The organism is Pseudomonas sp. Hp2 (assembly GCF_006386585.1).
GTDB classification, from domain to species: Bacteria; Pseudomonadota; Gammaproteobacteria; order Xanthomonadales; family Xanthomonadaceae; genus Pseudomonas_S; species Pseudomonas_S boreopolis.
The window spans coordinates 40,883-61,076 of sequence record NZ_VAHJ01000003.1 but is presented as its reverse complement, the minus strand read 5'-3'; the positions used below and the strand labels follow the sequence as shown (position 1 = coordinate 61,076).

Genomic DNA, 20,194 nt, shown 5'->3' with positions numbered 1-20,194 from the left:
GCTTGACAGCCGGGACCCGGGTCCCGGGGCCCCGGGGCTTCGCTAGGAGAGCTCCAGGTCGTGGCTGGGGAGGCTTTCCAGGGGCGCCGGTGCGGGATCGCGGGCCCCGTCGCCTGCAAGGCAGTCGCGCACCGGCGCGAAGCTGCGCCGGTGTTCGGCGCATGGGCCATGCCGGCGCAGCGCGGCCAGGTGTGCCGGCGTGCCGTAGCCCTTGTGCTGGTCGAAGCCGTATTCCGGATGGCGCAGGTGCAGTTCCTGCATGTAGCGGTCGCGGGTGACCTTGGCGACGATGGACGCGGCCATGATCGTGCGGTCGCGGGCATCGCCGCCGACCAGCGCCTCGGCCGGGCAGGGCAACGCCTTGGGCACGCGGTTGCCGTCGATCCTGGCGTACCGCGCGACGTGCGCGACGTCCTCCAGGGCGCGGCGCATGCCGAGCATCGTCGCCTGGAAGATATTGAAGCGGTCGATCTCCTCGACCGCCACCAGCACCACGCTCCAGGCGAGCGCGCGTTCGACGATGCGCGAGTACAGCACCTCGCGGCGCTCGGCGCCGAGCTGCTTGGAGTCGTCCAGCCCGTTGATGCGCGGCTTGGACGGATCGAACACCACCGCCGCCACCGCCACCGGTCCGGCCAGCGGGCCGCGGCCGGCCTCGTCGACGCCGGCGTAGAGCCGGAGGTCGGGGGCCGGGGATCCGGGGAACAGCGGCAATCCGGGGGACGGGGCTTTCATCGCGGCACCCGCTCCGGGACCCCGGCCCCCGGTGCCGGGCCCCGCACCAGCTCCGCCACCGCCTCGGCCGCGCGCGCCGAAGCGTCGCGGCGCAGTTCCGCGTGCAGTTGCAGGTACTTCGGCTGCAGGCGGGCCACCGCCTCCGGGTGCCGGAACCAGTGCAGCACGGCCGCGGCGAGCTTCCCGGGCGTGCAATCGTCCTGGATCAGCTCGGGCGCCAGGTCCTCGTTCGCCAGGATGTTGGGCAGCGCGTAGCGGTTCACCTTGATCAGCTTCAGCGCCTTGACGATGCGGGCGGTCAGCGGCGCGACCTTGTAGCCGACCACCATCGGACGCTTGACCAGCATCGCCTCCAGCGTGGCGGTGCCGGAGGCGAGCAGCACCACGTCGGCGGCGATCATCGCGGTGCGCGCCTGGCCGTCGAGCACGTGCGAGCGCAGCACCGGCAGGGCCGAGCGCGACAGCTGCTCGGCGATCAGCGGCTTGCAGCCCGGGTTGGCGGCCGGCACCAGCACGTGCAGTCCCGGCAATTGCTCGGACAGCTGCCAGGCGGCCTCGAAGAAGGTCTCGCCCAAGCGGCTGATCTCGCCGTGGCGGCTGCCGGGCAGGATCGCCAGCACCGGGCTGGACGAGGACAGCCCGAGTTCGGCGCGGGCCGCGTCGCGGTCGACCTGGTAGGGGATGGCGTCGGCCATCGGGTGGCCGACGAAGCGCGCATCCACCCCGTGCCGGTGGTAGATCGGCGGCTCCATCGGGAACAGGCACAGCACCATGTCGGCGCTGGCGCTGATCTTCTCGGCGCGCTTTTCCTTCCACGCCCATACCGAGGGGCTGACGTAGTGCACCGTGCGCACGCCGCGCTGCTTGAGCCAGCGCTCCACCGGCAGGTTGAAATCGGGCGCGTCGATGCCGACGAACACGTCGGGCTGCCAGGCCAGGGCACGCTCGCGGAACTCGCGGCGCAGCTTGAGCAGCCGCGGCAGGTGGCGAAGCACCTCGAACAAGCCCATCAGCGACAGCTCGCTGGCGTCGAACCAGGTCTCGCAGCCGGCGTTGCGCATCGCATCGCCGCCGATGCCGGCGAACTGGGCATCGGGGTAGCGCTTGCGCAGTTCCTCGATCAAGCCGGCGCCCAGCAGGTCGCCGGACGTCTCGCCGGCGAGCAGGGCCACGCGCAGCGGCGCTGCGCGGCGATCCGTGATTCGCGATTCGCGGTTCGAAGAAGCTAGGACCATGAGCGCGCCCGCATTGCTTTTGCTTTTCGCCGGATCACGAGCCGTGGCCGTTATCGCAGCAACGGGCGCTCGGTGTGCTCGATGAATTCGAGCATGCTGCGCACGTCCTCGCTGTTGCGCGCCTGGTCGGCCAGCTCCTGCTTGGCCTCGGCGAGCGGCAGGCCGGCCACGTACAGCGTGCGGTAGGCGCGCTTGATCGCCGCGATGCGCTCGGGCGAGAAGCCCCGGCGCTTGAGCCCTTCGCTGTTGATGCCGCGCGGACGGCCGAGCGCATCGGTGCCCACCATCGTGAACGGCGGCACGTCGCCGTTGGTCAGCGCGCCCATGCCCAGGAAGGCGTGCGCGCCGATGCGGCAGAACTGGTGCGCCCCGGAGAAGCCGCTGATGATCACCCAGTCGCCGACCACGACGTGCCCGGCCAGCGTGGTGTTGTTGGAGAACACGCAATGGTTGCCGACGTGGCAGTCGTGCGCGATGTGGGTGTAGGCCAGCATCCAGTTGTCGTTGCCGATCGTGGTGACGCCGCCGCCGCCACCGGTGCCGCGATTGATCGTGACGAACTCGCGGATCAGGTTGTTGTCGCCGATCACCAGCTCGGTGCGCTCGCCGGCGAACTTCTTGTCCTGCGGGTCGCCGCCGATCGCGGCATGGCCGACGAAGCGGTTGTTGCGCCCGATGCGGGTCGGGCCGTACACGCTGCAATGCGGGCCGATCTGGGTGCCTTCGCCGATCTCGACGTCAGGGCCGATGAGGGTGAAGGCGCCGACGCGCACGTTCGCGGCGAGCCTGGCCGACGGATCGATGACCGCGGTGGGGTGGATCAGGGGCGTGTCGTTGCTCATCGTTCCTCCGGATGCGTTCAGCCCTTGGCGCCGGCGCACATCACCTCGGCGCAGGCGACCACTTCGCCGTCCACCCTGGCCTCGCCGTAGTACCAGCCCATGTTGCGGATCAGCCGCTTCATCTGCACGTCCAGGATCAGCACGTCGCCCGGGACCACCTGCTTGTTGAAGCGCGCGTTCTCGACCTTGACCATGTAGAACAGCGTGGAGTCCGCGTCGCGGCCCAGGCCCAGCTGCGTCATCACGCCGCCGGCCTGCGCCAGCGCCTCGATGATCAGCACGCCGGGCATCACCGGGCGGCCCGGGAAGTGGCCCTGGAAGAACGGCTCATTGATGCTCACGTTCTTCTGCGCAACGATGCGGCGCGCTTCATGGTCGAGCTCCAGCACACGGTCCACCATCAGGAAGGGATAGCGGTGCGGGAGCAGCTCCTGGATGCGGGTGACGTCGATTGGCAACTGCAGCGTATCGTTCATTCTTTCTCCTTGCCCACAGCCAGGATGCGCCGGGCAAGGGCATCGAGCTGCTTGAAGCGTGCGGCGTTCTTGCGCCACGTACGGTTGTCGGTGAGCGGGGTCCCGGACGAGTACTCGCCCGGTTCGTGGATGGAATTGCGCACCACCGACTTGCCGGTGATGACGACCTTGTCGCAGATCTCGAGGTGGCCGACCACGCCGACGTGGCCGCCGATCAGGCAATAGCGCCCGATCCTGGCGCTGCCGGCGATGCCGGTGCAGCCGGCGATGGCGGTGTGCGCGCCGATGCGGCAGTTGTGCGCGATCTGCACCAGGTTGTCGATGCGCACGTCCTCCTCGAGGACGGTGTCTTCCAGCGCGCCGCGATCGACGCAGCTGTTGGCGCCGATCTCGCAATCGTCGCCGATCACCACGCCGCCGAGCTGCGGTACCTTGATCCAGCGGCCGGCGTCCATCGCCAGGCCGAAGCCGTCCGCGCCGAGCACCGCGCCGGGATGCACGCGCACGCGCTTGCCCAGGCGCACGCGGGTGACCAGGGTGACGCGCGCGATCAGCTCGCTGCCCTCGCCGACCTCGCAGTCCTCGCCGATCACGCAGCCCGGGCCGACGATGCAGCCGTCGCCGATGACGCTGCGCGCCCCGATGCTGGCGAACGGGCCGACATGCGCGGTGGGCGACACGGTCGCGCTCGGATCGATGCTCGCGCTCGGATGGATGCCGGCCGCGCGCGCCGGCGGCACGTCGAACAACGCGGCGATCTTGGCGAAGACCGTGTAGGGATCCTTCGCGACCAGCGCGGTGCCGGATGCCGCCTCGGCATCGTCGGCGCGCAAGACCACGACGCCGGCGCGGCTGTCGGCCAGTTGCGCGCGGTAGCGCGGGTTGGCGAGGAAACTGAGCTGGCCGGGGCCGGCATGGGCCAGCGTGGCGACGCCGTGGATGGCCACGTCGCCGTCGCCATGCACCTGCAGGCCGAAGCGCTCGGCGATGTCCTGGGCGGTATAGGTAGGAGTATTCACGCCGGAATTCTACCGTGCGTCGTGATGGCGGTCATGTTGCGGCTGCCTGGCGGGCAGGCCAAGCTGTGCTCTTTATCCGAGCAGGTAGCGATCATCACGCTGGAGAAAAGCCCCCTTTAGTAAAGGGGGCGCGCCGCCGGCGCGGGGATTTGGTAGGCCAGTCGCCCACCAGACTCCTGCTGTGCAGGAGTCTGGTCCGCCAGGGCAAAGCCCTGGCGGGGCGGGCAGTTCGCTAGAACTGCCCGCCGAAGGTGAACTGCAGGCGCTCGATCTCGTCGCCGTCTTCCTTCTTCAGGGGGAAGGCGTAGCTGATCGAGATCGGGCCGACCGGCGCGCGCCACAGCAGCGCGATACCGGTGGAGGCGCGCAGCTCGTTGGCCTTGAAGTTGTCCCAGCCGTTGTAGACGTTGCCGAAATCGAAGAACGCGGAGACGCGCGCCGACGGGCTGTTGAACAGCCTCGGGAAGTACATTTCGAGCGAGCCGACCGTCTTGACCGAGCCACCCAGCGGTTGGCCACGGCTGTAGTAGACCGTGGCCTCCGAGCGCGGGCCGAGGGTGTTGTCCTCGAAGCCGCGCACGGAGTTGGTGCCGCCGGCGTAGAAGTTCTCGAAGAACGGCAGGCCGGAGGCGTTGACGCGGCGGATCAGGTTGCTGCCGTTGCAGGCCTCGGGGGTATACCCGGTGCTGGTCGTCGTACCGCAGATGTCGCGGCTGTAGGTCTTGCCGTAGCCGTCGCCGTAGCCGAGGTCCAGGCGGGTGTTCAGCACCAGCGACGGGATGATCGGCCAGTACTTGGAGAACGAATAGGTGAGCTTGTAGTACTCCACGGTCGAGCCGGGCAGGGCGATTTCCGCGCCCACGCGCTGGTACATGCCGCGGGTCGGCATGAAGTAGTCGTTGCGGGTGTCGCGCGCCCAGCCCACCTCGCTGCGCCAGGTGTGGAAGGTGCGCTGGCCGACCGCGTCGATGTACTCGATGATCGACTGCGGGGTATAGCCCTGGTAGGTCGTGATCTGGTTGCTGTCGATGCCGAGCATCAGCGAGAACGCGTCGTTCTCGGTGATCGGGATGCCGAAGACCACCTGCGCCGAGCCGCGCTTGCTGTTGTACTGCGCGGCGTTGTAGTCGGAGTAGTCCAGCTTCTGCCACGCCAGGTTGTAGCCCAGCGAGACGCCGTCGTCGGTGAAGAACGGGTTGGTGTAGGAGAACGAGTAGCGGTCCTGGTAGCTGCTGCGCGAGGCTTCCACCGAGACGCGGTTGCCGCCGCCCAGGAAGTTGTTCTGCGACAGCTGCACCGAGGTGGTGACGCCGTAGGTCTGCGAGTAGCCCAGGCCGATCTGGAAGCTGCCCGACGTGGTTTCCTTGACGTTGTAGACCACGTCCACCTGGTCGTTGCTGCCCGGTACCGGCGGGGTCTCGACGTCCACGGTCTCGAAGTAGCCCAGGCGCTGCAGGCGGATCTTGGAGCGGTCGATCGCGGCCTGCGAGTACCAGGTGTTCTCGAACTGGCGCATCTCGCGGCGCAGTACCTCGTCGGAGGTGCGGGTGTTGCCCTTGAAGATGATCCGGCGCACGGTGACGCGCGGTCCCGGCACGACCTGCAGGTTCACCGCGACGGTGCGGTGCTCGCGGTCCGGGGTCGGGATCGGGTTGACCTTGGCGAAGGCGTAGCCGACGTTGCTGAGCGAGTTGGTGATCGCGTCGGCGCTGTATTCCAGCAGGGCCCGCGAGAAGATGTCGCCGGCCTTGGGGATCACCAGCTTCTCGACGTCGGCCTGCGGCAGCACGGTGTCGCCGCTGACCTTGATCTCGGAGATCTTGTACTGCTCGCCCTCGGTGACGCCCGCGGTGATGAACATGTCGCGCTTGTCGGGGCTGATCGCGACCTGGGTCGAGTCGATGTTGAAGTCGATGTAGCCGCGGTCCAGGTACCAGGAGTTCAGCTTCTCCAGGTCGCCGGACATCTTTTCCTTGGAGTACTGGTCGTCGCGGCTGTACCACGACTTCCAGTTGTGCTCCTTCGACTCCCACTGGTCGAGGATGTCCCTGTCCAGGAACTTGTCGGTGCCGACCAGGTTGACGTGGCGGATCTTGGCGGCCTTGCCTTCCTTGATCGCGATGGCCACGTCCACGCGGTTGCGGTCCAGCGGGCTCACCGTCGGGGTGATCTGGACGTTGTACTTGCCGCGGTTGTTGTACTGGCGGGTCAGCTCCTGGGTGACGCGGTCCAGGCTCAGGCGGTCGAAGGTGCCGCCCTCGCTCAGGCCGATGTCGCTCAGGCCCTTGAGCAGTTCCTCGCTCTTGATGTCCTTGTTGCCGGTCACGGTCAGCTTGTTGATGGCGGGGCGCTCCTTGACCGTGATGACCAGGATGCTGCCCTGGCGGTCCAGCTGCACGTCCTCGAAGAAGCCGGTGCGATACAGCGCGCGGATCGACTCGGCCACCTTGGCGTCGTCGACGGTGTCGCCGCGGTTGACCGGGAGATAGGTGAAGACCGTACCGGAGGAAATGCGCTGCAGGCCGTCGACGCGGATGTCACTGGCGACGAAGGGCTCGGCCGCGTTCGCGAGCGCGGGCAGGCCCAGGCTGGCGGAAAGGGCTAGAGCGAGGAAGCGGCGAGTGGGAAATCTCGTCATGTCACATCCGGTTGAAGTCGAATTCGTAGGTTGCGGGTTGCCGGCGTATGACGACGGGCATGGATGCGAATCCTTCGCGACGGCACCACGGTTCCATATGCGGGGATTCGGATTCGGTGGTCACGGGACCCGGCCGAGGATGTCGTTGTAGAACGCCAACCCCATCAACCCGGCGAGCACCGCCAGGCCCACGTACTGCCCGGCGGCCATGGCGCGCTCGCTGAGCGGGCTGCCCTTGACCAACTCGATAAGGTAATACAGCAGGTGTCCCCCGTCCAAGATCGGGATCGGGAGCAGGTTGATGATCGCCAGGCTCAGCGACAGCAGGGCCAGGAAGTACAGGAACCAGTCCGGCCCGCGCTTGGCCGAGGCGTTGGCGACCTTGGCGATGGTGATCGGGCCGGAGATGTTCTTGACCGAGGCCTGGCCGGTCAGCATGCGCCGGATCATGCCCAGCGAATCGCCGGCCATCCGCCCGGTCTCGCGGATCGCGGCCGGCACCGCGGCGAACACGCCGTATTGCAGCCGCGCGTCGTAGGCGGGGGCGGCGGCGCGGCCCACCGCGATGCCGATCCGGTAGGCGGGCTTGCCGTCGGTGCCGGTTTCGCGGGTCGGGACCAGTTCCAGCGCGAGCCGGTCGCCGTCGCGCTCGACCTCGACCATGCCGGCGCCGCCGCGCTCGCCCAGCGCCTGGATCTGCGGGGCGACCTGCTCGGCCGAGTCGATCGGGTGGCCGTCGATCGCCACGATGCGGTCGCCCGGCTTGAGCACGCCGTCGGCGGCCGAGCCCGGGGCGACCTCGGAAACCTGCGCCGGCTGGGTCAGGAACTGCCAGCCGAAACCGGCCAGTTCCGGCACGCGCTGTTCCTGGAAGCCCGCCGGCAGCTGCGACATGCGCACGGTGACCGCGCGTTCGCCGCCATCGGCGTCGACCGCACGGATGCGCACGTCGCGCCGGTCCATCGCCGCGGTGGTCAGCAGCATGCTGGTGTCGCTCCAGCTGGCGACGTCGCGGCCGTCGACCGACAGCACGCGATCGCCGGCCCGCAAGCCGGCCTGGGCCGCCAGGCCCTCGACGTGGCCGAGCGTGGCGGAATAGTCCTGCTTGCCGATCACGAACATCGCCCACAGCAGGAGCATGCACAGCAGCAGGTTGGCGGCCGGGCCGGCCGCGACGATCGCGATCCGCTGCCACACGGACTTGGCGTTGAACGCCATCGAGCGTTCGGCCGGATGCACGTTGCCTTCGCGCTCGTCCAGCATCTTCACGTAGCCGCCGAGCGGGATCGCGGCGATCGCGAACTCGGTGCCGTGGCGGTCGCGGCGCGACCACAGCGGGCGGCCGAAGCCGACCGAGAAGCGCAGCACCTTCACGCCGCAGCGGCGCGCGACCCAGAAGTGGCCGAATTCGTGGAAGGTCACCAGCACGCCCAGGCTGACGATCATCCACCAGATGGATCCGAGCAGGTCACTCATTGGCGGCGGTCGAGGGCAGGCAAGGGAGGGAGATCGGCATCAGTGGCGGGCGAGGGCGGCTTCGGTCACCTGGCGGGCCTGGGCATCCACCGCCAGCAGGTGTTCCAGCGTATCCGCATTTTCCCCGGGCAGTGTGGAGAGCGCATGCTCGACCAGCGCAGGAATGGCTAGGAAACCGATCCGGCCCTGAAGAAAGGCTGAAACCGCCACTTCGTTGGCGGCGTTCAGGACGGCCGGCGCGCAGCCGCCGGCATGCATGGCGGCCCATGCCAGTTTCAGGCAGGGGAAGGCATCCAGGTCGGGCGCTTCGAAATCGAGCCGGCCATGCGCGCGCAGGTCCAGGCCGGCCACGCCGGAGGCGATCCGCTCCGGCCAGGCCAGGCCGACCGCCAGGGTGGTGCGCATGTCGGGCAGGCCGAGTTGGGCCAGGGTGGAGCCGTCGACGAACTCGACCAGCGAATGCACCAGGCTCTGCGGGTGCACCAGCACCTCGATGCGGTCGGCCGGCAGCCCGAACAGGTGGTGGGCCTCGATGACCTCCAGCCCCTTGTTCATCAGGGTGGCCGAGTCGACCGAGATCTTCGGGCCCATCGACCACTTGGGGTGGGCCACGGCCTGGGCCGGGGTGACATCGGCCAGTTGGGCGCGGCTGCGCCCGCGGAACGGCCCGCCCGAGGCGGTCAGGATCACCTTGCGCACGCCGGGCCCGGCGCCGTTGCCGTGCAGGCACTGGAAGATCGCGCTGTGTTCGCTGTCGATCGGGATGATCTCGCAGCCGGCCGCCGCGGCCGTGCGCATCAGCAGCTCGCCGGCGAGCACCAGCGATTCCTTGTTGGCCAGCAGCAGGCGCTTGCCGGCGCGCGCCGCGGCAAGCGTGGAGGGCAGGCCGGCGGCCCCGACGATCGCCGCGACCACGGTATCGCAGGCCGCCGCGTCGCCGGCCAGCTCGGCCAGCGCCTCCTGGCCGGCGTGCGCCTGCGTGTCCAGGCCGGCCTCGCGCAGGCCGGCGCGCAGGTCGTCCAGCAGGCCGGGCCGGGCGATCACCGCATGGTCGGGCCGGTGCCGGCGGCACAGTCCGACCAGCGCGTCGACCTTGTTGCCGGCGGCCAGCACGCTGGCGCGCAGGCGGTCGGGATGGCGCGCGATCACGTCCAGCGCGGAGGCGCCGATGGAACCGGTGGCGCCGAACACGGCGACCTGGCGGATATGGCTGCCGGCCATCTCAGAAACCCAGGATGTCCTTGCCGAGCGCGAACACCGGCAGCGCGGCGAGCACGCCGTCGATGCGGTCCAGCACGCCGCCATGCCCCGGGATCACGTTGCCCGAGTCCTTCGCGCCGGCATGGCGCTTGAGCAGGCTCTCGAATAGGTCGCCCAGCACCGAGGCCAGCACCGCCACGGCGGCGACCAGCAGCAGCTTGGGCAGGCCGGCCACGGGCAGGCCGGCCAGCAGCCCGAAGGCGGCCGCCACCAGCAGACCGGCGACCAGGCCGCCGACCAGCCCCTCGACGGTCTTGTTCGGGCTGATCCGGGGCGCCAGTTTGTGGCGGCCGAAATGGCGGCCGGCGAAATAGGCGCCGGAGTCGGCGGCCCAGACCATGGCCAAGGCGGTCAGCAGCCACAGGTGGTCCTGCAGCGATGCGGTGCCGTCGAACGTTTCGCGCGTGCCCAGGTGCAGCAGCAGCAGCGCCGACCAGGCCGGGATCACCGCGAGCGTGCCGGCGGCGAGCTTGAGCACGCCGGCGCCGCGGCTGTCGGGGCGGGCGCCGAAGTCGAAGAAGCGCAGCCACAGCAACGCCAGCAGCCACCATCCCACGCCGACCAGCGCGGCGATCTGGAACAGCACCATCGAACCGGCGGACGCCCATACCAGCAGCACCATCAGCAACAGGTTCAGGACCAGCAGCACGGTGCGCGGCAGGGTGTCGTCGACGCCGGACAGCTTGAGCCACTCCCACAGCCCGGTCAGGAACACGACGGCGGCCGCCGCGGCCAGCCAGTCGGTCCTCAGGAACAGGATCGCGCAGATGGCGGCCGGCGCCATGATCAGGGCGGCGATGACGCGGGTCTGGGTCATGCGGAAGAATTCTCCGTCGCGCGCGAGGCGACCTGCGCACTGGTCAGGCCGAAGCGGCGCTCGCGCCCGGCGTAGTCGTCCAGCGCCTGCTGGAACACGGCGGCATCGAAGTCCGGCCACAGCGTCTCGGTGAACCAGAGCTCGGTGTAGGCCAGTTGCCAGAGTAGGAAGTTGCTGATGCGGGTATCGCCGCCGGTGCGGATGAACAGGTCCGGCGGCGGCAGGTCGGCCAGGGCCATGCGCTGGGCGAGCAACGCCTCGTCGATCTGCCCCGGCGCCAGGCGCCCGGCCGCGACCTCCTCGGCGAGGGCCCGCGCCGCCTGGGCGATGTCCTGGCGGCCGCCGTAGCTGGCGGCGACGGACAGCACCAGGCTGCGGTTGCCGGCGGTGGAATCCTCGGCCTGCTGCATGCGTTCGCGGATGTTCGGGGCGAACCGCGAACGATCGCCGATGAAGCGCACCTGCACGTCGCGCCGGTGCAACTCCTCCACCTCGCGCTCGAGCGCGTGCAGGAACAGCTTCATCAGCGCGTCGACCTCTTCCTGCGGCCGGCCCCAGTTCTCGCTGGAGAACGCGAACAGGGTGAGCGCCCGGATGCCTTTTTCGAGGCAGGTGTCGACGGTGCGGTTGACCGCGCGCGCGCCGGCGCGGTGCCCGATCACGCGCGGGCGCCGCCGGCGCTGCGCCCAGCGGCCGTTGCCATCCATGATGATGGCGACGTGGCGGGGCAGCAGGGACGGTTCGGAGTCTGGACGCATGGCCGCGGTCGGCAACGTCAGACGGCCATCAATTCCTGTTCCTTGGCCTTGACCACGTCATCCACGTCCTTGATCGCCTTGTCGGTGATCTTCTGGATCTCTTCCTCGCTGCGGCGCACCTCGTCCTCGGTGATCGCCTTGTCCTTGAGCAGGTCCTTGACCTTCTGGTTGGCGTCGCGGCGGATGTTGCGGATGGCGACCTTGGTTTCCTCGCCTTCGCCGTGCACGACCTTGGCCAGCTCCTTGCGGCGCTCCTCGGTCAGCGCGGGCAGGTTGAGGCGGATCGTGGTGCCGGCGGTGTTCGGGGTCAGGCCGAGATCGGACGCGAGCAGCGCCTTCTCGATCGCGCCGACCATGCCCTTGTCCCAGGGGTTGATCACCAGCGAGCGCGCGTCGGAAACCGACACGGCGGCCACCTGGGAGAGCGGCACCTCGCTGCCGTAGGCGTTGACCCGGATGGTGTCGACCAGGCCGGTCGAAGCGCGGCCGGTGCGCACCTTCACCAGGTTGTGGCGCAGGGCCTCGATGCTCTTGGCCATGCGGGATTGAGCGTCTTGTTTGATTTCGTTGAGCATCGCCGGAGTCCGTGTGGAACTGAATCGGGCGATTATAGCCGGGAAGGCCGGGGCCCGGGTTCCGGGGCCCGGGGTTCGCAAAGGCCGATGGCCCCGATTCACGTGCGGCCGGGTGCCGGGCCGGCCGCGCAAGGCCGGTCGATATCCGGCAGTCTACCGGATCCCGAATCCCAAGCTTTTAGCTGCGGCCCTTCACCAGCGTGCCGATCGGTTCGCCGCGCAGGATGCGCAGCAGCACGCCGGGATGGCCCATGTCGAAGATGCGCAGCGGCAGGTCGCTGTCGCGGGCGAGCGCGAAGGCGGCGGTGTCCATCACCTCCAGGCCCTGGATGATGACCTCGTCGTAGGTGAGGCTGTCGTACTTGACCGCGTCGGCGTGCTTCTTCGGGTCCTTGTCGTAGACGCCGTCGACCTTGGTGGCCTTCAGCAGCAGGTCCGCGCCGATCTCGATCGCGCGCAGCGCCGCGCCGGAGTCGGTGGTGAAGAACGGATTGCCGGTACCGGCGGCGAAGATCGCGATGCGGCCCTTCTCCAGGTGACGGATCGCGCGGCGGCGGATGAAGTCCTCGCAGACGTCGTTGATCTTGATCGCGCTCATCACGCGGACCTTGGCGCCGAGTTTCTCGAGGGCGTCCTGCATCGCCAGCGCGTTGATGACCGTGGCGAGCATGCCCATCTGGTCGCCGGTGACCCGGTCCATGCCGCCGGCGGCCAGGCCGGCGCCGCGGAAGATGTTGCCGCCGCCGATCACCAGCGCGATCTCCGCGCCGGCCTGCTGGGCCTCGATCACCTCGTGGGCGAGGCGGTTGATCACTTTCGGGTCGATGCCGTAGTCCTCCTCTCCCATCAGCGCCTCCCCGGAAAGCTTGAGCAGGACGCGGCGATAGGCGAGTTCGGACATGGGAGTACCTCGGAGTGGGGGCGGCAAACGGCGCAAATTCTAGCGGATGCGCGCGCACCGGAGATGTAAATTTTTCCTTAGTCCGCGTCCTCGATCCTCGGAAGCGCCGGGGCGCAGCCGTTTCCACGAAGGCGGGAATCCATGCGTGCTCGACGATGAAGGCCGGCTGCCAGGGCGATCGTTCACCCGGTTGCCGGGAAGCCTTCCCGGTCCGAGTGCGACGAGGCGGTGCGGGGGGGCGGCAACGACCGCGGTCGCGGGGTCATGCGCATCGCGCCGGCCGCCGGCCGCACGGTCTTTCTCACGCCTGCGCCGCATGCGGTTCGGCGCCGTGCACGTTCACCTGGTTGCGGCCGCGGTGCTTGGAGCGGTAGAGCACCTTGTCGGCGGCCTTGAGCAGTTCTTCGACGTCATCGAACCGCCAGCCGTCGCCCTGGGTCGCCAGTCCCGCGGAGAAGGTGATGTGGAGCGGGCCGTCGGCCAGCCGCGCCATGGGCGCGCGCGAGGTCGCCGCGAGCACGCGCTGCAGCACGGCCTGGGCCGCGGCGCTGGTGGTGTTGGGCAGGATCACCAGGAACTCCTCGCCGCCGTAGCGCGCGATGACGTCGCTGGCGCGCAGCGCGCCTTGCAGGGCGAGGGCGAAGTTGCGCAACACCTCGTCGCCGACCAGGTGGCCGTGGCTGTCGTTGACGCGCTTGAAATCGTCGAGGTCGATGAACGCGATCGACAGCGGGCGGCCATGCCGCTGGGCGATCTCGAACTCCTGCTCCAGCCGGGAATGCAGCTGGTGGCGGTTGTAGACGCCGGTCAGCGCGTCGCGGCTGGCCTGCTCGGCGAAATGGCGGACGCGGTTCTCCGATTCGTCGGCCTGCCGGCGCGCGTCGGCGAGGTCCTGCAGTTCGCGCAGGCCGCGCAGCGAGGCCAGTTCGCGGGCCTGCTCGAAGATCGCTTCGACGTGCCCCGGCGTGGGAACCCGGATGTCGAACAGGGCGCCGATGTCCGGGAGCGATTCGCCGATCTTCTCGATCACCTTCTCGAAGCGTTCCGCATCCAGCGCGAGCGCGTCCTTGACCCGGGCGAAGGCGATGCCGCGCGCCTCCAGCGGGTCGTCGCGGAGCCAGATGTCGGCGACCGGGCCGGACAGCGCCACGCAGGCGGCGAACGGTTCGGCGGGATCGGCGGGCGCTTCGCTGCGGGCGATGGCGGTGCGCAGGTATTCCGGCAGGTTCCATTCGCCGGCCAGCCAGCTGCCGACCTCGGCATGGTCGCAGCCGAGCGCGGCGCGTTCGGCTGCGACCAGGGCCGCGTTGTCCGTCGCGCTCTCCAGCAGCGGCGCGTAGGAGTCCGGCATCGCCTTCAGCAGCGCCAGGATGCCGATGTCCTGCAGCAGCCCGGCCAGCATCAGTTCCTCGGGCTTGCGCAGGCCGCGGGCCTGGCCGAGCACGCGGCAGGCCAGGGCGGTGACCGCGCTGCGGCGCCAGACGCGCTCGTGCAGCGGGTGCGGCCCGAACGCGTTGTGCAGGCCGTGCACCATCGAGAACCCGAGCGCGAGGCTGAGCGTGGCGTTGAGGCCGAGTATCGCCAGGGCCTGGCCCAGGTTCTCGGCCCGGCGCCGGCTGGCGTAGAGGGGCGAATTGGCGACCCGCAGCATGCGCGCGCTGAGCGCCATGTCCAGGGCGATCGCGTCCGCGGCGGTGGCCACGTCGGCATCGGGGTCCTGGGCCAGTTCGATGATGCGCAGTGCGACGCCAGGCGGGGAGGGCAGGTTCCGGCAGGAGGCCAGGGCGGCCTGGATTTCTGGGGACATGCTCGTATTCTGCCGCTGTTCAGCCGCAAGTACATTACCAAACGGGCACGCCGCCGATGCCCGTGCCGGAAAACAAAAAAGCCGCGGCGAGCCGCGGCTTTTCCGTGGGCGCAATGCCCGGGGTCAGACCTGCATCGCCTTGGCGACTTCGGCGGCGTAGTCCTCGACGACCTTCTCGATGCCTTCGCCGACCACCAGGCGCTGGAAGCCGACGACGTCGGCGCCGGCGGCCTTGACGACCTGCTCGACCGACTTGTCGCTGTCCAGCACGTACGGCTGGCCGTACAGGGTGACCTCGTTGACGATCTTGTTGATCTTGCCCGAGATGATCTTCTCCAGGATCTCGGCCGGCTTGGCCTTGTCCTTGTCGGACATCTTGGCCAGCTCGATCTCCTTCTCCTTGGCGATGAAGTCGGCCGGCACGTCGGAGGCCTTGTTGTGCGGCGGGTTCATCGCGGCGACGTGCATCGCCAGGCCGCGCGCCAGCTCGGCGTCGCCGCCGGCCAGGTCGACCAGCACGCCGATCTTGCCGCCGTGGACGTAGGCGGCCACGTTGTTGGCGGTGTCGACGCGGACCAGGCGGCGGATCTGGATGTTCTCGCCCAGCTTGGCCACGGCGGCGGCACGGGCTTCCTCGACGGTCTCCCCGGAGGCGAGCTTGGCGGCCTTCAGGGCATCGACGTCGGCGGCGCCGGAGGCCAGGGCGGCCTGGGCGACGGCGTCGGTGAAGGCGATGAAGTTGCTGTCCTTGGCGACGAAGTCGGTCTCGGAGTTGATCTCCACCAGCACGGCCTTGCCGCCGTCCTGGGCCGCGGCGATGCGGCCTTCGGCGGCGACGCGGTCGGCCTTCTTGTCGGCCTTGGCCAGGCCCGACTTGCGCAGCCACTCGGCCGCGGCGTCGATGTCGCCGGCGTTCTCGGTGAGCGCCTTCTTGCACTCCATCATGCCGGCGCCGGTGCGCTCGCGCAGTTCCTTGACCAGGGAAGCAGTGATTTCCACGGGATTACCTCGTATGCGGTGTGTAGGGCGGGGCGAGGCCCCGCCAACGGGTATTCGATCCGGCCTGGAGGGACGGGCCGGTGGCCCGTCGGCCGGAGGAGCGGCCATGCAGCGTGGCATGGCCGCATGGCAGGCCGATTACTCGGCCGCTTCTTCCTTCTTGCCCTTCTTGGCCGGGGCGCGGCGGGCCGGCTTGGCTTCCTCGGAAGCCTCGGCGAACTCTTCCTCGCGGACCGAGGCGGCGTTCGGGGCGGCGGCCTTGCCTTCCAGCACGGCGTCGGCGGCGGCGCGGGCGTACAGCTGCACGGCGCGGATGGCGTCGTCGTTGCCCGGGATCGCGTAGTCGACCAGGGCCGGATCGTAGTTGGTGTCGACCACGGCCACGACCGGGATGCCCAGCTTCTTGGCTTCCTTGATCGCGATGTCCTCGTGGCCGATGTCGATCACGAAGATCGCGTCGGGCAGGCGGTTCATGTCCTTGATGCCGCCCAGCGAGGCTTCCAGCTTGTCGCGCTCGCGGCGCAGGCCCAGCACTTCGTGCTTGACCAGCTTGTCGAAGGTGCCGTCGGTCTCGGCCGCTTCCAGCTCCTTCAGGCGGGCGACCGACTGCTTGACGGTGCGGAAGTTGGTCAGGGTGCCGCCCAGCCAGCGCTGGGTCATGTACGGCATGCCGCAGCGCTCGGCCTCTTCCTTGATGGCGTCACGCGCGCTGCGCTTGGTGCCCAGGAACAGGATGGTGCCGCGCTTCTGGGCGACGCTCGAGATGAAGTTCATCGCGTCGTTGAACAGCGGGACGGTCTTCTCGAGGTTGATGATGTGGATCTTGCCGCGCGCGCCGAAGATGTACGGAGCCATCTTGGGGTTCCAGTAGCGGGTCTGGTGGCCGAAGTGGACGCCGGCTTCCAGCATCTGGCGCATGGTGACTTGGGGCATTGCTGTACTCCAGTTGGATGTGGAATCGCTTCCGCGCGCGGCCGTTCTCGTTGAGGTCCGCGCATGCGATTCCGGGGTTGGGCCTCCCTGCCGCGTCCGTGTCCGAACCCCTCGCGGGGCACCCCGGCACGGATGTGGGCGGCAGGTGTGGATTCGCCGGTGGCGTCCGGCGTGGACGGATTTCCGTGGCCGAGGGCCGGGAAAATCCCGCGGATGATAGCCCGTCGGCCGCGGCCGCGCAAATCCGGGCATAGCCAGGGCCGCCGGGACGGCGCGGATGGCCCGCTCCCGTTCAGATTCAGCCCGGATCGGCGATAATCGCCGGCATGACCGTGAATCTCAAGACACCCGAAGAAATCGAGAAGATGCGCATCGCCGGCCGCCTGGCCGCCGAGGTGCTCGACATCGTCGCGCCGCACGTGAAGCCGGGCGTGACCACCGCCGAGCTGGACCGCATCTGCCACGACCACATCGTCAACGTGCAGGGCACGATCCCGGCCAACGTCGGCTACCGCGGCTTCCCCAAGACGGTGTGCACCTCGGTCAACAACGTCATCTGCCACGGCATCCCGAGCGAGGGCAAGGTCCTCAAGGACGGCGACATCGTCAACATCGACGTCACCGTGATCAAGGACGGCTGGCACGGCGACACCAGCCGGATGTACTACGTCGGCACGCCTTCGGTGATGGCCAGGCGGCTGGTCGAGGTGACCCGCGAGGCGATGTGGCGCGGCATCCGCGCGGTCCGGCCGGGCGCGACCCTGGGCGACGTCGGCCATGCGATCCAGCAGTACGCCGAGTCCGAGCGCTTCAGCGTGGTGCGCGAGTACTGCGGCCACGGCATCGGCAAGGTGTACCACGACGAACCGCAGGTGCTGCACTACGGCCGCCCCGGCGAGGGGCTGGTGCTCAAGCCCGGGATGACCTTCACGATCGAGCCGATGATCAACGAGGGCACGCGCTACACCCGCGTGCTGCCGGACGGCTGGACCGTGGTGACCAAGGACCGCAAGCTTTCGGCGCAGTGGGAGCACATGATCGCCGTCACCGAGGACGGCGTGGACGTGCTGACCCTGTCGCCCAACGACCCCGTGCGCGCGTGAGCAGGCTGCCGGCGGCGGGTCTGTCCGGAACCGACATCGCCGGCGATGGCGAATGGGCGGCGCAGGCGCGCCAGTCGCTCGCCCACACCGATGCGCGGCTTGGACGGCGCTTCGACCAGGCCGACGACATCGACCGCCTGCTGGCGTTGCGCGCGCGCGCGATCGACGAGCTGATCCGCGATGCGTGGTCCCGCTGCGTCCCCGGGGACGCAGGCCTGTCCCTGCACGCGGTCGGCGGCTACGGGCGCGGCGAGCTGTTTCCGCGCTCGGACATCGACCTGCTGGTGCTCGGCGCGCCGGAGTCGCAGCGCCTGCACGAGCAGGCGCTGGCGCGCCTGTTCGCGCTGCTGTGGGACGCGGGGCTGCCGGTCAGCCACGCGGTGCGCTCGCCGGAGCAATGCACGCAGGCGGCCGAGGACCAGACCGTATTGACCGCGCTGGTCGAGTCGCGCCCGCTGGCGGCCGGCCCCGAGGCGCAGGCGCAGCTGGCGGCCGCGATCGCGCCGCAGCGGATCTGGCCGCCGCGCGAGTTCTTCCTGGTCAAGCGCGAGGAACTGCAGGCCCGGCACCAGCGCTTCGGCGACACCGCCGACAACCTGGAGCCGGACATCAAGGAAGGCCCGGGCGGGCTGCGCGACCTGCATACGCTGGGCTGGATGGCGCTGCGCACGTTCGGCGTGCACGACCTGGACGCCCTGGTCGGCCTGGGCCACCTCGGCCCGGACGAGGCCGCCGCGCTGCGGCGCGAGCGGCGCGAACTGGCGCGGTTGCGCTTCGGCCTGCACCTGGTCGCCAACCGGCCCGAGGAGCGGCTGCGCTTCGACTACCAGAAGGCGCTGGCGCAACGGCTCGGCTTCCACGACGACCCGGAGAGCCTGGGCGTCGAGAAGATGATGCAGCGCTTCTACCGCAGCGCGGCCATGGTGCGCAGGATCAGCGACCGGTTGCTGCAGCGGTTCGAGGAACAGTTCGACGGCGAGGCGGTGCCGGTGGTGGTGGGCGAGGGCTTCTCGCTGCGCCGCGGCTACCTGGCGGCGGACGCGCCGGGCTGGCCCAACGGCGACGTGCTGCAGGTGTTCGCGCTGTTCTCGACCTGGGCGACCAACGGCGACGTGCGCGGCCTGCATTCGCTGACCGCGCGGGCGCTGGCCGAGGTGCTGCGGTTCCTGCCGGCCTATGCCGACGCGCCGCTGCAGGCGCGCGAGGCCTTCATGGCCCTGATGCGCGGGCCGCGCGCGGTCGAGACGCTGAACCGGATGGCGCGGCTGGGCGTGCTCGGCCAGTGGATCCCGGCCTTCGCCAAGGTGTCCGGGCGGATGCAGTTCGACCTGTTCCACGTCTACACGGTCGACCAGCACACCCTGATGGTGCTGCGCAATCTCGCCCAGTTCGCCAGCGGCCGCGCCGACGAGCGCTTCTCGATCGCGCACGAGGTGTGGCCGCGCCTGCGCAAGCCCGAACTGCTGTTGCTGGCGGGCTTGTTCCACGACATCGCCAAGGGCCGCGGCGGCGACCACTCCGAGCTCGGCGCGGTGGATGCGCGCGAATTTTGCGTGGCGCACCAGCTCAGCGAAAGCGATACCGAACTGGTGGCGTGGCTGGTCGAGCAGCACCTGCGCATGTCGGTGACCGCGCAGAAGCAGGACATCTCCGACCCGGAGGTGATCCATCGCTTCGCCTCGCTGGTGGGCAGCCGCGAACGCCTGGACTACCTGTACCTGCTGACCTGCGCCGACATCGCCGGCACCAGCCCCAAGCTGTGGAACACCTGGAAGGACCGGCTGCTGGCCGACCTGTACTTCGCCACCCGGCGGGCGTTGCGCGAGGGCCTGGAAAACCCGCCGCCGCGCGAGGAGCGCCTGCGCGAGGCGCGCGAGTCCACGCGCGCGCTGCTGCACGTGCAGGGCGTGCCCGACGACGTGATCGACCGCCAGTTCGCCGGCATGCCGGAAGAATGCTTCCTGCGCTTCCGTCCTGCGCAGCTGGCCTGGCAGGCGATCTCGCTGATCGAGGTCGAGATCGGCGGCACGCTGGTGAAGGCGCGCCGCGCCGCGCCGGACAACGACGCGGTGGAGGTGTTCGTGTATTCGCCCGACCGCGACGGCCTGTTCGCCGCGATCGTCACCACGCTCGACCGCAAGGGCTACGGCATCCACCGCGCGCGCGTGCTCGACGCGCCGCATGGCGCGATCTTCGACACCTTCGAGGTGCTGCCGGCCGACGCGTTCGCCGAGCGCGACCCGGACCGCCTGGCGGCGGCGCTGGCGCACGTGCTCGCCGGCGACCTGGCCGACGTGCGCACCTCGCGCCGGGTGGTGCCGCGGCAGCTGCGGCACTTCCGCTTCGCGCCGCGCATCGAGTTCAAGGATTCCGCCGATGGCGGCCGCACCCGGCTCAGCCTGGTCGCGCCCGACCGGCCCGGCCTGCTGGCCGACCTCGCGCAGGTCCTGCGCAGCCATCACCTGCGCGTGCACGACGCGCGCATCGCCACGTTCGGCGAGCGCGCCGAGGACCAGTTCCTGATCACGGACGAGCACGACCGCCCGTTGACCGATCCCTCCCGCCAGGCCCTGCACGACGCGCTGCTGGCCTGTCTCGACCCCAAGTAAGCACGTTGGAG

The 20,194-nt window shown here is 69.6% G+C and carries 17 protein-coding genes; 2 read left to right on the top strand and 15 right to left on the bottom strand.

From position 1 onward, the window contains the following. Window positions 1-42: 42 nt before the first annotated feature. From FD678_RS09625 to rpsB, 15 genes are all read right to left on the bottom strand, one after another. Window positions 43-735, bottom strand: coding sequence for a ribonuclease HII (locus tag FD678_RS09625; RefSeq protein WP_140722186.1), 693 nt, complete (start codon window positions 733-735; stop codon window positions 43-45). Continuing rightward, window positions 732-1,970, bottom strand: a complete 1,239-nt coding sequence (lpxB, locus tag FD678_RS09620; RefSeq protein ID WP_140722183.1) for a lipid-A-disaccharide synthase — start codon at window positions 1,968-1,970, stop codon at window positions 732-734. Before lpxB ends, FD678_RS09625 begins: the two co-directional genes overlap by 4 nt. Before the next feature lie 50 nt (window positions 1,971-2,020). Further along, on the bottom strand, window positions 2,021-2,812 hold the full coding sequence (lpxA, locus tag FD678_RS09615) for an acyl-ACP--UDP-N-acetylglucosamine O-acyltransferase (RefSeq protein ID WP_140722180.1): 792 nt from the start codon (window positions 2,810-2,812) through the stop codon (window positions 2,021-2,023). Window positions 2,813-2,829: 17 nt separating this feature from the next. Continuing rightward, the gene (gene fabZ / locus FD678_RS09610; RefSeq protein WP_140722177.1) at window positions 2,830-3,288 is read right to left on the bottom strand and encodes a 3-hydroxyacyl-ACP dehydratase FabZ; all 459 of its coding nucleotides are present in this window, start codon (window positions 3,286-3,288) and stop codon (window positions 2,830-2,832) included. Next, window positions 3,285-4,307 carry a UDP-3-O-(3-hydroxymyristoyl)glucosamine N-acyltransferase gene (gene lpxD, locus FD678_RS09605; protein WP_140722174.1) on the bottom strand — a complete coding sequence of 341 codons (1,023 nt, stop codon included), beginning with the start codon at window positions 4,305-4,307 and terminating at the stop codon, window positions 3,285-3,287. The genes fabZ and lpxD overlap by 4 nt, the downstream gene beginning before the upstream one ends. Before the next feature lie 232 nt (window positions 4,308-4,539). Then, window positions 4,540-6,945, bottom strand: a complete 2,406-nt coding sequence (gene bamA / locus FD678_RS09600) for an outer membrane protein assembly factor BamA (RefSeq protein ID WP_140722171.1) — start codon at window positions 6,943-6,945, stop codon at window positions 4,540-4,542. Between the two features lie 120 nt (window positions 6,946-7,065). After that, on the bottom strand, window positions 7,066-8,421 hold the full coding sequence (rseP, locus tag FD678_RS09595; RefSeq protein ID WP_140722168.1) for an RIP metalloprotease RseP: 1,356 nt from the start codon (window positions 8,419-8,421) through the stop codon (window positions 7,066-7,068). A gap of 39 nt (window positions 8,422-8,460) precedes the next feature. Further along, window positions 8,461-9,642, bottom strand: a complete 1,182-nt coding sequence (locus FD678_RS09590; RefSeq protein ID WP_140722165.1) for a 1-deoxy-D-xylulose-5-phosphate reductoisomerase — start codon at window positions 9,640-9,642, stop codon at window positions 8,461-8,463. Between the two features lies 1 nt (window position 9,643). Then, complete coding sequence (locus tag FD678_RS09585) at window positions 9,644-10,498, bottom strand: phosphatidate cytidylyltransferase (RefSeq protein ID WP_140722162.1); 855 nt, start codon at window positions 10,496-10,498, stop codon at window positions 9,644-9,646. Next, window positions 10,495-11,256, bottom strand: coding sequence for a polyprenyl diphosphate synthase (gene uppS, locus FD678_RS09580; RefSeq protein ID WP_140722159.1), 762 nt, complete (start codon window positions 11,254-11,256; stop codon window positions 10,495-10,497). The genes FD678_RS09585 and uppS overlap by 4 nt, the downstream gene beginning before the upstream one ends. A 17-nt stretch (window positions 11,257-11,273) precedes the next feature. After that, the gene (frr, locus tag FD678_RS09575; protein WP_140722156.1) at window positions 11,274-11,831 is read right to left on the bottom strand and encodes a ribosome recycling factor; all 558 of its coding nucleotides are present in this window, start codon (window positions 11,829-11,831) and stop codon (window positions 11,274-11,276) included. A 178-nt stretch (window positions 11,832-12,009) separates the two neighbouring features. After that, window positions 12,010-12,732 carry a UMP kinase gene (gene pyrH / locus FD678_RS09570; protein WP_140722152.1) on the bottom strand — a complete coding sequence of 241 codons (723 nt, stop codon included), beginning with the start codon at window positions 12,730-12,732 and terminating at the stop codon, window positions 12,010-12,012. Window positions 12,733-13,033: 301 nt separating this feature from the next. Then, the gene (locus FD678_RS09565) at window positions 13,034-14,539 is read right to left on the bottom strand and encodes a GGDEF domain-containing protein (RefSeq protein ID WP_140722149.1); all 1,506 of its coding nucleotides are present in this window, start codon (window positions 14,537-14,539) and stop codon (window positions 13,034-13,036) included. 123 nt (window positions 14,540-14,662) lie between these two features. Then, window positions 14,663-15,538: a translation elongation factor Ts gene (tsf, locus tag FD678_RS09560; RefSeq protein ID WP_140722146.1), complete on the bottom strand. Its 876-nt coding sequence runs from the start codon at window positions 15,536-15,538 to the stop codon at window positions 14,663-14,665. Window positions 15,539-15,676: 138 nt separating this feature from the next. Beyond that, the gene (gene rpsB / locus FD678_RS09555; RefSeq protein WP_140722143.1) at window positions 15,677-16,471 is read right to left on the bottom strand and encodes a 30S ribosomal protein S2; all 795 of its coding nucleotides are present in this window, start codon (window positions 16,469-16,471) and stop codon (window positions 15,677-15,679) included. 326 nt (window positions 16,472-16,797) lie between these two features. On the opposite strand from rpsB, the gene map reads away from it, so the two are divergent. After that, window positions 16,798-17,574, top strand: a complete 777-nt coding sequence (gene map / locus FD678_RS09550; protein WP_218569631.1) for a type I methionyl aminopeptidase — start codon at window positions 16,798-16,800, stop codon at window positions 17,572-17,574. Then, a complete protein-coding gene (locus tag FD678_RS09545) occupies window positions 17,571-20,183 on the top strand; it encodes a [protein-PII] uridylyltransferase (protein ID WP_218569630.1) in 2,613 nt (870 codons plus the stop codon). Before map ends, FD678_RS09545 begins: the two co-directional genes overlap by 4 nt. Window positions 20,184-20,194: the final 11 nt, after the last annotated feature.

What these genes read in the sequence shown, in the direction of transcription:
- lpxA (WP_140722180.1), bottom strand. Translation starts at nt 2,812, where the DNA reads ATGAGCAACGACACGCCCCTGATCCACCCCACCGCGGTCATCGATCCG.
- frr (WP_140722156.1), bottom strand. Translation starts at nt 11,831, where the DNA reads ATGCTCAACGAAATCAAACAAGACGCTCAATCCCGCATGGCCAAGAGC.
- bamA (WP_140722171.1), bottom strand. Translation starts at nt 6,945, where the DNA reads ATGACGAGATTTCCCACTCGCCGCTTCCTCGCTCTAGCCCTTTCCGCC.
- FD678_RS09590 (WP_140722165.1), bottom strand. Translation starts at nt 9,642, where the DNA reads ATGGCCGGCAGCCATATCCGCCAGGTCGCCGTGTTCGGCGCCACCGGT.
- rseP (WP_140722168.1), bottom strand. Translation starts at nt 8,421, where the DNA reads ATGAGTGACCTGCTCGGATCCATCTGGTGGATGATCGTCAGCCTGGGC.
- FD678_RS09585 (WP_140722162.1), bottom strand. Translation starts at nt 10,498, where the DNA reads ATGACCCAGACCCGCGTCATCGCCGCCCTGATCATGGCGCCGGCCGCC.
- FD678_RS09625 (WP_140722186.1), bottom strand. Translation starts at nt 735, where the DNA reads ATGAAAGCCCCGTCCCCCGGATTGCCGCTGTTCCCCGGATCCCCGGCC.
- rpsB (WP_140722143.1), bottom strand. Translation starts at nt 16,471, where the DNA reads ATGCCCCAAGTCACCATGCGCCAGATGCTGGAAGCCGGCGTCCACTTC.
- map (WP_218569631.1), top strand. Translation starts at nt 16,798, where the DNA reads ATGACCGTGAATCTCAAGACACCCGAAGAAATCGAGAAGATGCGCATC.
- fabZ (WP_140722177.1), bottom strand. Translation starts at nt 3,288, where the DNA reads ATGAACGATACGCTGCAGTTGCCAATCGACGTCACCCGCATCCAGGAG.
- FD678_RS09565 (WP_140722149.1), bottom strand. Translation starts at nt 14,539, where the DNA reads ATGTCCCCAGAAATCCAGGCCGCCCTGGCCTCCTGCCGGAACCTGCCC.
- uppS (WP_140722159.1), bottom strand. Translation starts at nt 11,256, where the DNA reads ATGCGTCCAGACTCCGAACCGTCCCTGCTGCCCCGCCACGTCGCCATC.
- pyrH (WP_140722152.1), bottom strand. Translation starts at nt 12,732, where the DNA reads ATGTCCGAACTCGCCTATCGCCGCGTCCTGCTCAAGCTTTCCGGGGAG.
- lpxB (WP_140722183.1), bottom strand. Translation starts at nt 1,970, where the DNA reads ATGGTCCTAGCTTCTTCGAACCGCGAATCGCGAATCACGGATCGCCGC.